Raw genomic sequence first — 13,739 nt, forward strand, 5'->3', positions numbered from 1 at the left:
TTAGTACCGCCAGGTGCCCCGCAGGGCGGAGACGGAGAATCCCGGGCCGTAGGCGACCACCAGCGCGCTGTCGCCGTCGGACGGGGGCTCGCCGTGGGTGCGTTCGAGGACCCGGAGGACCGACACGCCACCCAGGTTGCCCTCTTCGGCGAGGGTGTCGAGGGAGTGGCGGGCGTCGGTCCCGGTGAGGCCGAGGGCGTCGGCCGTGTCGAGGATGATGGGCCTGGAACCGGGGTGGATGACGGGCACGTCGACGGTGCGTCCGGCGAGCCAGCCGGTGACGGCGGGCATGACGTGTCTCGCGCCGCCGGCCGCCTGTTTGGTGCTGTCGAAGTGCAGACCCGTGCTGTCGATGCGGCCCGCGTACATGGTGAGGCTGTCCGGGAGGACGTACTCGAACAGCCCGTCGGCGTCGACGGCGAGGCCGGGGCCGAGGGGGTCGCCGGAGACGACGGTGGCGGCTCCGCTGTCGCCGAACAGCGCCTTGTAGATCATGTGCTCGATCTTGGTGTCGGCGTGGTTGTAGGCGGTGGACAGCACTTCGGCGGCGACGACGAGGACACGGGATCCGGGGTGGAGGAGGGCCTGTTCCACGGCTCGCACCAGCGCGTGGGCGCCGCCTGCGCAGGCGGTGGTGGTCAGGGCGGTACGGCGGACGGTGGGCCGCAGCCCGAGCCGCTCGACCAGGTGGATGTCGAGGTTCGGGACGGCCCAGCCGGTGGCGTGGGTGGTGATGAGGCCGGTGATGTCGCCGGGCTGGAGCCCGTACCGGTCGAGGGTGGCGCGGGCGGCCTGTTCGGCCAGGGCGAGGCCGTCCGCGAAGGCGCGGGCGGCCCGGTCACCCACCTCCGCGGTGCCGTTGACGGTGGGCGAGTCCAGGGGCTGGGTGAAATAGCGGGTTTCGACGCCGCAGTTGCCGAGGACGCGGAGGATCGCGCCGAGCCGGGGGTGGTGCGGGTGGTGGGCGCGAATGTCGTCCGCTATCTCGGTTGTGGTGATTTTGTGTGCGGCGAGGACGGTCGTGGGGCGGGCGATATGAGCAGGCATGGGTTCCCCCCTGAAGGCGCTGCGACCTGATTAAGTCAAGGTACGGCAAAATTGGCTGGTTTGTTTCCTCGGCCGTCCTCGAAATACTGCCTGGCCGCGCACCAAAGGCGGGCAAATTCAGGCGTTCATGCCGTTCTCCTGGGCTTTCAACATACGCGGTCGGCTCCTGGCCCGTCGCGGCCCCGGCCGGAATACGAGGATCATGCACCGGGACCCGGGCGCCGCGAGCGGCTGCGCCACACACATCGTCACCCACCCCGGCCCCTCGACCGCGTGACGGATCGGACGCTCGTCGCCGTCGGGGTGGATGGAGGCCCCGCCCTTCTCGTACAGGGGCTGGGCCAGGGGGTCGGCGAGGACGTCCGCCTCGATCTGCCGGAGGACCTTGTCGTCGGCGCGCTGGGCGAGCGCGGCCTGCAACTGGGGCATCACCAGCGGCGCCCACGCCGTGGCCCAGTCGAGGAGTTGGTCACGCCCGTCCAGCAGCATCCAGCGCATGGTGTTGGCCGGTGCCCGGCCGCTGTCGAACAGGGCGTGGAAGCGGTCGTTGCAGGTGACGAGGTTCCAGGAGGCGTCGGTGACGTACGCGGGGTGGGTGATGCCGGCGACGGCGTCGGCCCAGGCGGCGGGCAGGGCGTGGCCGGAGGTGTCGTAGAGGGGGCCGGGCGGGTCCTCGCCGCGGGCGTACCGGCAGAGACTGATCCACTCCTGCTCGTTCATGCCGTACAGGCGCGCGACGTCGCGGAGGAGGTCGACCGGGGGGTGGTGGTAGTTGCCGGATTCCAGGCGCTGGTAGGTGCGTTCGGAGTAGCCGAGGAGTTCGTCGACCTGACCCTGGGACAGACCGGGTGCGCGGCGCCCGCGGCCGGTGGGACGGGTCAGTCCGTGTGTTTCGGGGGATATGAGCGCGCGGCGGTCTTTGAGGAGCTTTTTCAATGCTTGGCGGTTCACTGGCGGCTTGTCCCCCGGGGCTGACGTCGACTGCGGCTCAGTTTAATTACTGTCACGGGGTATTGATGTAAAAGATTCGCCGTAGATATCGACTGGTTGCGTGCTGCATGCTCGGTGGCGCGGGGTCGCTGGCCTGCGGATGCGGTGATCAGTGACCGCGTGGTGACACCCTCGCGGGTGCTGCCCGGCGTCGCTCGCATCGCCGGCCGGTATCCGTGAGCGGGGGGCCGGGACGGACCGGGAGGGCGACCGGTTTTCGGGTGCCGTTTCCCGTCGGCGGGACACGTGCGGCGCCCGAGACGCGGCACTCACGGTACGGCGCCCGGCTGCCAGGCCACGGCCGGTGCCCCCTCGCCCCACCCCAGGGGCCTCGGCACCGGCCGTCAGGCTAGGCCGTGTCCGGCGGTTCTCCTGGGCGTGCCCTGCCCGGATCCACACCGGGGTCCCGTGGCGGGACCTGCCGGAGAGGTTCGGTGGCTCGACGACCGTGTGCAAGTGTCACCGTCCCTCACTGGCCTTGCTGGTCACGCCGGGACAATGGGGCGACAGCCCGCAACCGATCCCGCCGCTGGAGCGCATAGGGTCAAGCGCGCCGGGGGCGGACGTCCACGTACGAGCCCCGGCCATCACGGCGGGGACAAGGCGTACAGCCCGCTCCGCAACCGCCTTCGTCTGCGCCGGCGGCTGTGGCGAAGCCGCTTCGACAAGCGCGACTGCGTTTTCCACGGCACCGTCACAGCCGCCGCGCTCCGTCTCCGGCTCAGGTGCCGGCCCGCGGCGGTGAAGCCGGAGTGCCCGCCCCCTTGCGGGTCGGCCGCGGCGGTGTTCTGGCAGCGATCCGGTCGGCGTTGCGCGAGCCGGGGTCCGGGACGATGTAGTCCTTCTGCGCCGGCAGCCACGCCAGGGCGAGCTGGGGAGGGTGGCGCCCTTGCGCTTCACCGCGCCGCTGAGGAAACCGCGGGCGAGTGGGGAGTAAGCGACGAAGCCGATGCCGAGCTCTTCCATCATGCCGCCGACGACGTCCTGACCGCGATGTGGGACCCTGCGGCACCCGGGTCCACGTCAGTTCCGCTCGGTCACCACGATGGCGGAGCGTCAGCGCTGGCGGCTCTACCCGACGGCAGGGTGGCAAGCGGTGGCGCCAGAGGGCAGGTTCTCGTCTGGGATCCCGCAGCGCCTGACTCCATCCGGCGTCCGACTCGGCAACACCCCGGGCAGCTTCGGAGCGCCGCTCGGCGGTCCCCGCCTGACCGCGTTGGCCGCGCTGCCAGACAGCCGAGCGGTCAGTGGTGGCTCCGAGGGTGACGGCTGTTGCTACGACGCCGGACGGCCGGGTAGTCACCGGCGGAGCCGACCGGCAGATACGCATATGGGACGTCGACCTCGCCAAGGAAAACGCGAGGGCCCCATGCCCTGACGTAGTGCAGGCCATCGCGTACTGCACGTCCGATGAAATTTCGCTGGCTCATTCAAACTGGGAAATCAGCATATGGTCCGTCCAATCAGCATATGGTCCGTCCCATCCGTCAACGTCTCCCAAGGGTCTCGTATCGAGGCGACGTCATGCCGATGTCCACGTGAGGCCGGTGTCAGTGAACATGCGTCGGGGCGTGGCCCGCCTGCCCGCCGGTCCACCCGTTCGGCTCCGAATGGACACGTCGGCGCGGGGAATTCGGGTCCTGCCCGGGTGCGTCCCGGGTGGCTGGGCCGCGGCCGATCCCCGAGTACGGTCGCGGCACCAGCCGTACGGCCGGCTGTTCCCCCTCCGCGCAGCCGGTGCCGGAAGGCGCCGTCCGCGTCCGAGGTCGCTGTTCATGCCGCGGACCACGCCGCCGCGCCCGCTCGCTGTCGAGGCGCTGTCCCGGTCGTCGGGGCCGGCGGGGTCCCGACGGGACCTGTGAGTTGCACCGCAAGGCTGGGGCGCGGTCCCTCAGTGGCGCAGGCGGGTGTTGAGGCGGGCGGCCTGGCGTGTGAGGTGGTCGCGTTCGGCGAGGTTGGCGGCGCGGCGGGCCGCCTCGGCGTACAGCCGCGCCGCCGTCGTGAGGTCGCCCTCGCGTTCGTGCAGGTGGGCCGCCACGGCGGTGTGGCGGGGCAGTGAGTCGTCCAGCTCCGCGAGTGCCGCCAGGCCGGCGCGGGGGCCGTCGGCCTCGCCGACGGCCACGGCACGGTTGAGCCGGACGACCGGGTTGCCGGTCAGGCGCAGTAGTTCGTCGTACCACTCCACGATCTGCACCCAGTCGGTCTCCTCGGTGGTGGGGGCGTCGGCGTGGAGGGCGGCGATGGCGGCCTGGGCCTGGAACTCGCCCAGCCGGTCACGGGCGAGAGCCGCCTGGAGGACCGCGACGCCCTCTGCGATCAGGCGCGTGTCCCATCGGGCGCGGTCCTGCTCGGCGAGCGGGACCAGGCCGCCGTCGGGCGCGGTCCGGCTCGCGCGCCGGGCGTGGTGGAGCAGCATCAGGGCGAGCAGCCCCGCCACCTCGGGATGGTCGATGCGTGCCGCGAGCTGCCGGGTGAGCCGGATGGCCTCGGCGGCCAGGTCGACGTCGCCGGAGTAGCCCTCGTTGAAGACCAGGTAGAGGACGCGCAGCACGGTGGCGACGTCGCCGGGCCGGTCGAACCGCACTCCGGAGACGGTGCGCTTGGCCCGGCTGATCCGCTGCGCCATCGTCGCCTCGGGCACCAGGTAGGCCCGGGCGATCTGCCGGGTGGTGAGCCCGCCGACGGCGCGCAGCGTGAGCGCGACCGCGGACGACGGCGTCAGCGACGGGTGGGCGCACAGGAAGTAGAGCTGGAGCGTGTCGTCCACCGTCGGCGTCGGCCCCGGCGCCGGTTCCTCCTCGGCGCGGTCCTCGCGCCGGCGGCGCGCGGTGTCCGCCCGGGTCTGGTCGAGGAACTTGCGCCAGGCCACGGTGACCAGCCAGCCCTTCGAGTCCCGCGGCGGGTCGGCCGGCCAGACGCGGACCGCCTCGAGCAACGCCTCCTGGACGGCGTCCTCGGCCGCCGCGAAGTCTGCTCCGCGGCGGACGAGGAGGGCGAGCACGCCCGGCGTGAGGCTCCTCAGCAGAGCCTCGTCCATCAGTGGCACTCGGTGGTGTCGGGCGTCGCGGTCAGGAACGGGCGCACCTCGAGCCACTCGTGGATCGGCTTCCCGCCCGCACCGGGGGCGGCCGACAGCTCCCCGGCCAGCTCGACGGCGCGCTCGTGGCTGTCGACGTCGATGACCATCCAGCCGGCGATGAGGTCCTTGGTCTCGGCGAAGGGGCCGTCGGTGACCGGCGGGCGCCCCTCACCGTCGTACCGGACCCACGTGCCCTCGGGGGCGAGCGCCTGGCCGTCGACGAACTCGCCGGTCCCCTCCAGACGGGCCGCGAAGTCCCGCATGAACTGGATGTGTGCCGAGACCTCCTGGGGCGTCCACTGGTCCATGGGCACGTCGTTGACCGCCGCCGGGGCGCCGCGGTAGTGCTTGAGCAGCAGGTACTTGGCCATCGTGGTTCTCCTCGGTGCTGGTGCGGCCCATTGTGGCCGCGTTCACCCCTGGGACGGAGCCGATGACGGGTTCTCGACATCGCCGCCGGATTTTTTTCCGCGGAGGCGTCCCGCGTACGGAGCCGTGCGCTCCGTATGTGGTGGTTCTCCGGTGGACTGTGGAAGCAGGGGTCGATGGGGGCTGCCTTTCGGTTGAGTAGCCGGGATGCGGTTCTGGACTGCGAGGAGGTTGGCCGGTGCCGAGTCTCGTACGGGTGCCGCTGGAAGGCGGCGGGGCGATTCTGCTGGAAGAGGTGCCCGGCGCACCGGAGCCGGACGGGCCGGTGAAGGCGGGCCGGGTCGGTGACGCGGTGCGGGAACTGCCCCGCACGTTGCAGGAGTCGCTGGTTCCGGTACGGGAGACGGCGCGGGCGGTACTGGACCAGCTACGGCAGGCGGGCCCGCGGGAGGTGGAGGTGGAGTTCGGGGTGAACCTGTCGGCGAAGGCCGGAGCGGTCATCAGCCTCGGCGAGGCCGCCGTGCATCTCAAGGTCCGCCTGGTGTGGGAGAGCGGCGAGCCCGGCCAAGACGGCCGGTGAGGAACTCGGGGGCCATGGCGGGGGACGGTGAACCGGATGAGGGCGGCGGTCTCCCCGACGACGAGAGGCATCTCGCCGGGGCGGGTGAGCCTTCGGTGCCCGCCTCGGTCTTCCAGGTCCTCGCACCGGACGGCCGCGTCGCCGGGGCGGGTTTCCTGGCCGGGGAGGACACCGGCTTCACCTGTGCGCACGTCGTGCGCGCCGCCGGGCAGTCCCCGGGCGGCCGGGTGGAGGTGCGGTTCCCGCATCAGCCGGGGGCGCCGCGGCTGATGGCCGACGTGGTGTCCGAGCAGTGGCGGGCACCCGAAGCGGAGGACGTGGCGCTTCTCCGTCCCGGCCCGGTTCCCGCGGGGGCCCGGCCCCTGGCCGTGGGTGCGAGCGCGGGGTGCCGGGGGCACGGCTTCTTCTCGTTCGGTTTCCCCGCCCAGGCCCTGCGGGGCGGCCACTTCGGATACGGCGAAGTCGGCGGACTGCTGCCGGGGGACGGCGGTGCGGGACGGCAGCTCCAGCTGACGAAGGCCAACGACCTGACCACCGGGTTCAGCGGCGCTCCGGTCGTGGACGAGATGACCGGCCTGGTGATCGGCATGGTCAGCTCCATCGTCTCCCCCGACATCCACGGGAAGGGGGTGCAAGTCGCCTACGCCACCCCGGCCGAGGTGCTGCGGCAGGTCCAGCCCCGGCTGACGGAGCACCAGGCGTGCCCGTATCTGGGGCTGAAACCGTTCACGACCCGGCACGCCGACTGGTTCCACGGCCGCGGGACCGCGGTGGAACGGGTGCTCGCGGCGCTGCGGGGAAACCGGCGGATGGTCATGCTGCTGGGCCCCTCCGGAGCGGGGAAGACCTCGCTCGTCCACGCGGGTGTCCTCCCCGCTCTGGCCCGGGGAGCGATACCGGGCAGCGACCGCTGGCTGCCCTTGAGCGCCCGGCCCGGCCGGGACCTTCTCACCGAGCTGGAGGGCGCGGGCCTGCCCGGCGCGGCCACCGACGGCCTGGTGGCCGCGGCCGAGGCCCGACGTGCCGACGAGCCCGGCCACGACCGCCTCCTGCTGGTCGTCGACCAGTTCGAGGAACTCCTGACCCAGCCGGCTCCCCCCGTGCGGCAGCGTGCTGACGACGGGCGTCTGCGAGCCGTCGACCAGCTCCTCGAACTGGCCGGCTCGCACGTGCCCGTCACCGTGCTGGTGGTCATGCGCAACGACTTCTACGCCCCCCTCGCCGCCCTCGCCCCCGACTTGATGAACGCCGTCCTCCCCGGGCTGTGCAACGTCCCGGCGACACTGAGCCGCGGCGACCTCCTCGCGATCATCACGCGACCCGCCGCGGCCGTGGGCCTGCCCTTGGAGACCGACCTCGCGGACCGGATCGTCGAAGACGTCCTGGCCGCCGACCCGGAAGCCCGGCAGGCGCCGGTGACCCTGCTCCCGCCGCTGGAGCTGGCCCTGCGCCACCTGTGGACGCGCCGCCGTCGCGAGGACGGCAAGCTCACCCACGCGGCCTACGAACGGATCGGCAGGGTCACCGGCAGCCTGACGGACGGGTGCAACCACGCCCTCGGCCAACTGCCCGCGGCGCAGCGCCCCGTCGCACGGCGGATCCTCACCGCACTCGTCCGGCCCGCCGACGAGGACAACGGCATCCCCGCCACCCGTCAGCCCGTCCCCCTCGGCCGCCTGCGCGCCCTGGCCGCGGACCCGGCCGCAGACCCGGCCGCCGGCGCGGACTTCGACGACGTGCTGGCGGCCCTGACCCGCCACCGCATCATCACCACCGACATCAGCACACGTCCCGGCGCGCCCCGCGGGGAACCGGCGGCGGAGCTCATCCACGACGCCCTCGTCCGCGACTGGGCCGACCTGCGTGACTGGGTCGCGCGGGACCACCAGTTCCAGGTCTGGCTGCGGCGCGCCACCGAGCAGCACAAGCGCCACGCGCGAAGCGGTCTGCCGGGTGACCTGCTGGACGGCTCCCTGCTGGCCGAGGGGGAGGAATGGGCGGGGCAGCGCTCGCTCCCGGACGAGATCGTCTCGCTGCTGGAAGCGAGCCGGCAGCACCAGCAGTCGGCCATGCGGCGCACCCGGCGCGTCAACGCCGCCCTCGCCGCGGTGCTGGTACTCGCCCTGATCGCCACCGGCGTGGCGTGGGCCCAGCGGCAGACCGTCATCGGCCAGCGTGACCGTGCCGCCTCCGCCCAGGTGGCCGGAATCGCCCAGTCGGTCCGCCACAGCGATCCCCGGCTCGCGCGACGGCTGGCGGTGGCTTCGGCGCGCCTCGCCGACACGCCCGAGTCGTGGTCCGCGCTCCTCGCGCTGCGCAACCAGCGGGAGGAGGACGTCCTCAGACTGCCCGGCTTCGTGGTGACGACCGCGAACCTCGACAGGGCCGGACGAACCCTCGTGGCCGCCGGCGGCGACCGCGTGGGGTTCTGGAACGTCGACACCCGCAGACGGATCGGGTCCTACAGCGCCCCGGCCAAGGTCCTCTACGCGACGCTGTCGGCCGACGGCGAGACGGCCGCCGTGAGCACCGGGGACGGGAACACCCGCCTGATCGACGTCTCCCGTGCCCGTCCCCGCGACAGTCACGTCTACCCCAGCGCCAGGGACGTCCACCAGCCGAGGGTCGCGGTCAGTCCGCACGGCACCTATCTGCTGATCGAGGGGATCACCGCGGGCAAGCCCACGATGACGGTCTGGGACACTCGTACGGCGAAGAAGGTCATCACGACCACCGGAAGCGACTTCCCCGTCTGGAGCACCTCCTTCTCACCGGACGAACGGGTGCTCTCGCTGCCGGTCGCCCACGGCAGGGGACAGCCGTTCACCTGGCTCGACACCCGGACCCGGAAGAAGATCCCGGTTCCCGACCTCGAACTGGGTTCCGACGATGTGCCGAGCCCGATCGTCTTCAGCCCGGACGGGAAACACGCGGCCTTCTCGGCCAAGGGCGGAAGGATCCGGGTCTTCGACCTCGCGGGCGGGTACTTCAGCGCCGAACTCACCGGAGGCGACGACCCCTCGGTCTACCCCGTCAGTTTCAGCCGCGACGGCCGGTACATCGCGCAGGGCGGCAACCTGTGGGACACGGCGTCTTCCCTGCGTTCGGACCCCGTCATGCGCTACTCGACGACGGACAGCGAGTGCTACAGCGATCCCGGCCCCCAGTTCACAGCCGACGACTCCGAACTCCGGTGCGTCGGCACCGACGGCGCCGTCCGCTCCCTCGACATCACCCCGTTCACCAAGGTCCCCGAGAGGACGGGTGAGTTCTACGGGGAGGGCGTCGTGAGCGGCGACCGACGCACCCTCGCGCTCGTCCACGACGGCGACATCGAGATCCGGTCCCGGCTGTCGGGGACCAAGCGCCTCACCGTCACATCGGGCGCGAGCGAGTGGGGTGCGGCCGTGGACAAGATCCAGCTGAGCCACGACGGGCGTCTGCTCGCCGTCCACACCTATACCAGGCTCGAGGTCTGGGACATCGCCGACAAGGCGGGCAAGAGGAAGGCGACTCTGCTCGGCAGGGTGCCGGTCGTCGGGAAGGACCGGCTCAGCGGAGCGTTCATAGAGTTCGCGTTCTCACCGGACGACACGTCGCTCGCGGTCCAGGTCGCCACACAGGACGGGACCAATGCGCTCACCTTCTGGAACCTGGCCGGCATGCGCCGCGTCCGCGACGTGCGCGCGGGCCTGGGCTACCCGGACGACGGAGCCGCCGTCGTCTTCCAGCCCGACGGCAAGAGCGTGATCGCCGCCCCGAACCTCGGCAGAGTCGCCTTCCCGTCCGGCCGGATCGTCACCAGGGGCACCCCGAGCATGGAGGTGGACGCGATCAGCGACGACGGCAGGACGCTCTACACCTACCCCCGGGCCTTCAGGCCCTACATCCGCTCCTGGAACGCGTCGACGCTCCTGCCCGACGGAGACGACCTGCGCACCGGGCCCGTGGCTTCTCCTCTGTCCGCGCCGGAAAGGGCCACCGCCGTCTCACCCGACGGCCGGCTGTTCGCCACCGTGCACGAATCCGGCACCGGCTACGAGACCAAGGTCTGGGACAGCCGCACGGGGACCCAGCTCGGCGTCCCGCTCACGGCGTCCCTCGACGAGATCGTCGCGCTCGCGTTCACCCCCGACGGCTCCGCGCTGACCAGCGTGGACCGGTACGGGAGGACAGTCACCCACACCATCGCGCCCGCGCGGCTGGTGCGGGACCTCTGCGACGAGTCGGGCCCCCTGACCGCATCCGAATGGAGAACACACATCCCCGACATCCCGTACCGGAGGACATGCTGACGTGACTCGCCGGAAGCGACCAGCCGTACGCGGCGCGAGCGGCCCGCCCCGCCGCCTGTGCGACGAAACGCGGTCCCCTGGGCGATACCCGAGGAGGGGGAGGCACGGATCGTGGTCCAGCAGCTGAAGATCGCCGCGGCGGCCGGCGGACGTACCCGTCGAGGCGTCCTGCTTCTGCCGCCTGCGGACAGCCGCCGCGGGCTCCGCGCCCCCGCGGGGCTGCCGCGCCGAGGAGCACTGACGGCCACGAGCCGCTCCGGCGGGGGCGCAAGCACTCCGTGCGCGGGTCGTCCGGGCCCCGGGTGCCCGAGGGCCGCACGGCCCCGGCACCGGGCGGTGCGGCCGCGTCGCGAGGCGACACCCCCGGCGGCGGGCCGCCGTGGCCGCGTCTCGCGGCAGCGCGGTCCCGTCCTGAGGCCGCCGTACCGGTCCGTCAGGGACGGACCGGTGCCGGTTCCGGGGCGGGATGGGGCGTCGCCGCGCGGCGGGGAAGCAGCAGCGGGGTCGCCAGCAGCAGCGCACCGGCCAGGCCGATGGCCGTACGCGGGCCGAGCAGGCTGCCCAGGACGCCCCAGACGGCCGTCAGCAGCGCGGTCGACGCCTTGGTCGTCACCGTCCACGCGGTCAGCGTGCGGGCGGCCCGGTCGGTCGTGGTGCGCTCCAGGCGGTAGGTGGCGGACACCGGGTTGAACACCGCGCAGCAGAAGATGAGGCCGAGTTCGACGCCCGCCACCAGCAGCAGTCCCCCGGTGCCCGGCCCGGTGAGGGCGAGGCCGGCGAGCCACGGCGCGCGCAGCGTCCCGGACACGACCAGGACGCGGTGCTGTCCGAACCGGGCGGCGAGCGGGCGGGCCAGCCGTGAGCCGAGCAGCCCGCCGATCGAGGGCGCGGCGAAGGCGAGGCCGTACTGCCACGGCGCGAACCCGAGCCGGCCGAGCATCAGGACGGCCAGCGGCGGCTCGGCGGCCATCACCAGCCCGTTGAAGAGGGCGGTGTTGAAGAACAGCGGCCGCAGCGTCGTGTCGGCGAGGATGTACCGCCAGCCGTCGAGCAGGTCCCCGGCCCGCAGGCGTGCGGCCGGCCGGCGCTCGGGCGGCGGCTCCTGCCCGCCCATCGCGCGCAGGCCCAGGGCCGAGAGCAGGTAGCTGACCGCGTCGGCCACCACCGTCGCCACCGGACCGAGGAGCCCGGTCGCCGCGCCGCCCAGCGGCGGTCCGATGATCGTGGTGGTCCAGGCCGTGGACTCGAACCGCGCATTGGCGACGAGCAGGTCCGCGGCCGGCAGCAGCGTCTTCAGGTACGCGCCGGAGGCGGCGCGGAAGGTGATGTCGGCCGCCCCGACGACGACCGAGACCAGCATGAGCTGGAGGAAGGTGAGCCCGCCGAGCGCGAAGGCGACGGGGATCGTCAGCAGTGCCGCGCACCGCACCAGGTCCATCGCGATCAGCACGGGCCGCTTGCGGCGGAACTCCACCCACGGGCCGAGCGGCACCGCCACGGCCGCGCCCACCGCGGCACCCGCGGAGGAGAGCGCGGCGACCTCGGCCGGTCCGGCGTGCAGCACGCGGACGGCGATCAGCGGGAACGCCCCGAAGGCGAGCCAGGTGCCGAGCGCACTGGTCCCGTACGCTCCCCAGAGCCAGCCGAACCGCGGCCCCAGCCGGCGTCCGGGCGGATGGTCCAGCCGGTGTCCGCTCCTCATTGCCCGACGTCCCCTCGCCCTCATCCGCACAACCGATCCGCGACCGGAAGCATCAAAGCGAGCGCGGTGAGCAGGGGGCAAACAACCACGGAGCCGTCAGCCACAACCATCGGTTGTGGCCCTAGGGTGGCGGTATGGACCTCGACACCGTCCGGACCTTCGTGGCCGCCGCCGACGCGGGGCAGTTCCAGGAGGCCGCCGCCGAGCTGGCGGTCACCCAGCAGGCCGTCTCCAAGCGCATCGCCGCGCTGGAGCGCACCCTCGGGGTACGGCTGTTCACCCGGACCCCGCGTGGTGCCGAGCTCAGCATCGACGGGCAGGCGTTCCTGCCCCACGCGCGCGAACTGCTGCGCGTCGCCGAGCGCGCGGTGGCGTCCGTACGCACCGGCCGCCGTCCGCTGCGCGTCGACGTGATCGCCTCGCGCGGCGCGGCGACGGGCCTCATGCGCGGGTTCCACCGCGCCCACCCGGAGATCGACCTCGACGTGGTGATGCTCTTCGACATCGAGAAGGCCGTCGCCGCCCTCCGCTCCGGCACGATCGACGCCTCCTTCCGCGCCGTCGCCGCGCCCGGCCGGCCCCTCCCCGAGGACATCGCGTCCGTCCGGGTGCTCGACGAGCCGCTCCAGCTCCTCACCGGCCCCGGCCACGCGCTGGCGGGTGCCCGGTCGGTGCCCCTCGCCCGGCTCGCCGGGCACCGGATCTGGATGCCGGGCGTCGTCCCCGGTACCGAGTGGGCCGCCTACTACGACGACCTGGTCGCCGAGTTCGGCCTCACCATCGAGGCGACCGGCCCCAACTTCGGTTCCGACGCGCTGCTCGACACGGTCGCGGACACCCCGGCCCTGGCCACCTTCATGGGCGAGCACACCAGCCTCGTCTGGCCCGCGGGCCTCGGCCTGCGCCGCATACCGGTGACCGACCCGACGCCTGTCTACCCGCACTCGCTCCTGTGGCACCGCGACAACCCCCACCCGGCACTGGCCACCCTCCGCGACCACCTCGCCACCACGACGGCCGGCCACGACGCCACCGGGACCTGGACGCCGGACTGGGTGCTCCCCCGCTGACCCGCCCGCTGCGGCGGGGCCGTGCCCTCGGTCAGCGGGCCGCCGGCAGGACACGGACGGTGTCCTGGACCGGGCGTTCGCCGGTGGCGTCGGACGGGGTGCTGACCAGCGTGCCGCCCACGGCCATCGCGGTGGAGCCGCCGCCGTCGAGGTTCACCGCCCGCACGGCGCCGAGCGACTTCATGAAGGCAGCGGCCTCGTGGAGGGTGAACCCCTCGCTGCCGTTCGTCAGCCGCCCGTCCGGGGGACGGGAACGGCCCGGCACCGCGGGTGCGGTGCCGGGCCGTGTCGCCCTGGGGGCGTTGCGGGCGTCAGCCCTGGCGGGCCTTGAAGCGGGGGTCCTTCTTGTTGATCACGAAGGTCACGCCCCGCCGGCGCACCACCTGCGCGCCCGGCTTGGCCTTCAACGAGCGCAGGGAATTGCGTACCTTCATCGCGGTCTCCTCCCGGGAGGTCGAACGGGTTGTGCCGTCAGTGGCGGTCGGCGGTGGTGCGGCCGTAGCGCCGCTGGAAGCGTTCCACCCGGCCCGCGGTGTCCACGACGCGCGAGGTGCCGGTGTAGAACGGGTGGCTCGCCGACGAGATCTCCACGTCGACGACCGGGTAC

The 13,739-nt window shown here is 72.9% G+C and carries 11 protein-coding genes and 1 pseudogene; 4 read left to right on the forward strand and 8 right to left on the reverse strand.

Going from position 1 to position 13,739, the window contains the following annotated elements; all coding sequences use genetic code 11:
- Both LG395_RS40575 and LG395_RS40580 read right to left on the reverse strand, forming a co-directional pair.
- Window positions 1-1,047 carry a beta-ketoacyl-[acyl-carrier-protein] synthase family protein gene (locus LG395_RS40575; RefSeq protein WP_225814560.1) on the reverse strand — a complete coding sequence of 349 codons (1,047 nt, stop codon included), beginning with the start codon at window positions 1,045-1,047 and terminating at the stop codon, window positions 1-3.
- Between the two features lie 117 nt (window positions 1,048-1,164).
- Window positions 1,165-1,998 carry an MmyB family transcriptional regulator gene (locus LG395_RS40580; protein ID WP_225814563.1) on the reverse strand — a complete coding sequence of 278 codons (834 nt, stop codon included), beginning with the start codon at window positions 1,996-1,998 and terminating at the stop codon, window positions 1,165-1,167.
- 502 nt (window positions 1,999-2,500) lie between these two features.
- Between LG395_RS40580 and LG395_RS40585 the strand changes: the two are divergent.
- Window positions 2,501-2,763: pseudogene (locus LG395_RS40585) on the forward strand (IS5/IS1182 family transposase); the annotation flags it as partial.
- A gap of 1,165 nt (window positions 2,764-3,928) precedes the next feature.
- Here the strand turns inward: LG395_RS40585 and LG395_RS40590 are convergent.
- Window positions 3,929-5,074: an RNA polymerase sigma factor gene (locus tag LG395_RS40590; protein WP_225814565.1), complete on the reverse strand. Its 1,146-nt coding sequence runs from the start codon at window positions 5,072-5,074 to the stop codon at window positions 3,929-3,931.
- Window positions 5,074-5,487, reverse strand: coding sequence for a YciI family protein (locus tag LG395_RS40595; RefSeq protein ID WP_225814567.1), 414 nt, complete (start codon window positions 5,485-5,487; stop codon window positions 5,074-5,076). The genes LG395_RS40590 and LG395_RS40595 overlap by 1 nt, the downstream gene beginning before the upstream one ends.
- A 236-nt stretch (window positions 5,488-5,723) precedes the next feature.
- Here LG395_RS40595 and LG395_RS40600 point away from each other — a divergent pair, with 236 nt between their 5' ends.
- On the forward strand, window positions 5,724-6,065 hold the full coding sequence (locus LG395_RS40600) for a CU044_2847 family protein (protein WP_225814569.1): 342 nt from the start codon (window positions 5,724-5,726) through the stop codon (window positions 6,063-6,065).
- A 14-nt stretch (window positions 6,066-6,079) separates the two neighbouring features.
- On the forward strand, window positions 6,080-10,360 hold the full coding sequence (locus tag LG395_RS40605; RefSeq protein WP_225814571.1) for an nSTAND1 domain-containing NTPase: 4,281 nt from the start codon (window positions 6,080-6,082) through the stop codon (window positions 10,358-10,360).
- A gap of 433 nt (window positions 10,361-10,793) precedes the next feature.
- Here LG395_RS40605 and LG395_RS40610 read toward each other — a convergent pair whose 3' ends face one another.
- Complete coding sequence (locus tag LG395_RS40610) at window positions 10,794-12,062, reverse strand: MFS transporter (RefSeq protein WP_225814573.1); 1,269 nt, start codon at window positions 12,060-12,062, stop codon at window positions 10,794-10,796.
- 134 nt (window positions 12,063-12,196) lie between these two features.
- On the opposite strand from LG395_RS40610, the gene LG395_RS40615 reads away from it, so the two are divergent.
- On the forward strand, window positions 12,197-13,132 hold the full coding sequence (locus LG395_RS40615) for a LysR family transcriptional regulator (protein WP_225814574.1): 936 nt from the start codon (window positions 12,197-12,199) through the stop codon (window positions 13,130-13,132).
- 31 nt (window positions 13,133-13,163) lie between these two features.
- On the opposite strand, the gene LG395_RS40620 is transcribed toward LG395_RS40615, so the two are convergent.
- The 3 genes from LG395_RS40620 to rpmE form a co-directional block, all read right to left on the reverse strand.
- The gene (locus tag LG395_RS40620; RefSeq protein WP_225814575.1) at window positions 13,164-13,397 is read right to left on the reverse strand and encodes a phosphodiester glycosidase family protein; all 234 of its coding nucleotides are present in this window, start codon (window positions 13,395-13,397) and stop codon (window positions 13,164-13,166) included.
- Window positions 13,398-13,443: 46 nt separating this feature from the next.
- A complete protein-coding gene (ykgO, locus tag LG395_RS40625; RefSeq protein ID WP_014669332.1) occupies window positions 13,444-13,566 on the reverse strand; it encodes a type B 50S ribosomal protein L36 in 123 nt (40 codons plus the stop codon).
- 37 nt (window positions 13,567-13,603) lie between these two features.
- On the reverse strand, window positions 13,604-13,739 hold a 136-nt coding region (gene rpmE / locus LG395_RS40630), incomplete at its 5' end, for a 50S ribosomal protein L31 (RefSeq protein ID WP_225814047.1).

Source organism: Streptomyces spinosus, assembly GCF_020400655.1.
GTDB classification, from domain to species: Bacteria; Actinomycetota; Actinomycetes; order Streptomycetales; family Streptomycetaceae; genus Streptomyces; species Streptomyces argyrophylli.

Bases quoted from the DNA above. Each gene is read 5' to 3' on its own strand.
- LG395_RS40575 (WP_225814560.1), bottom strand. From the start codon at position 1,047: ATGCCTGCTCATATCGCCCGCCCCACGACCGTCCTCGCCGCACACAAA.
- LG395_RS40590 (WP_225814565.1), bottom strand. From the start codon at position 5,074: ATGGACGAGGCTCTGCTGAGGAGCCTCACGCCGGGCGTGCTCGCCCTC.
- LG395_RS40595 (WP_225814567.1), bottom strand. From the start codon at position 5,487: ATGGCCAAGTACCTGCTGCTCAAGCACTACCGCGGCGCCCCGGCGGCG.
- LG395_RS40605 (WP_225814571.1), top strand. From the start codon at position 6,080: ATGGCGGGGGACGGTGAACCGGATGAGGGCGGCGGTCTCCCCGACGAC.
- LG395_RS40610 (WP_225814573.1), bottom strand. From the start codon at position 12,062: ATGAGGAGCGGACACCGGCTGGACCATCCGCCCGGACGCCGGCTGGGG.
- LG395_RS40615 (WP_225814574.1), top strand. From the start codon at position 12,197: ATGGACCTCGACACCGTCCGGACCTTCGTGGCCGCCGCCGACGCGGGG.
- ykgO (WP_014669332.1), bottom strand. From the start codon at position 13,566: ATGAAGGTACGCAATTCCCTGCGCTCGTTGAAGGCCAAGCCGGGCGCG.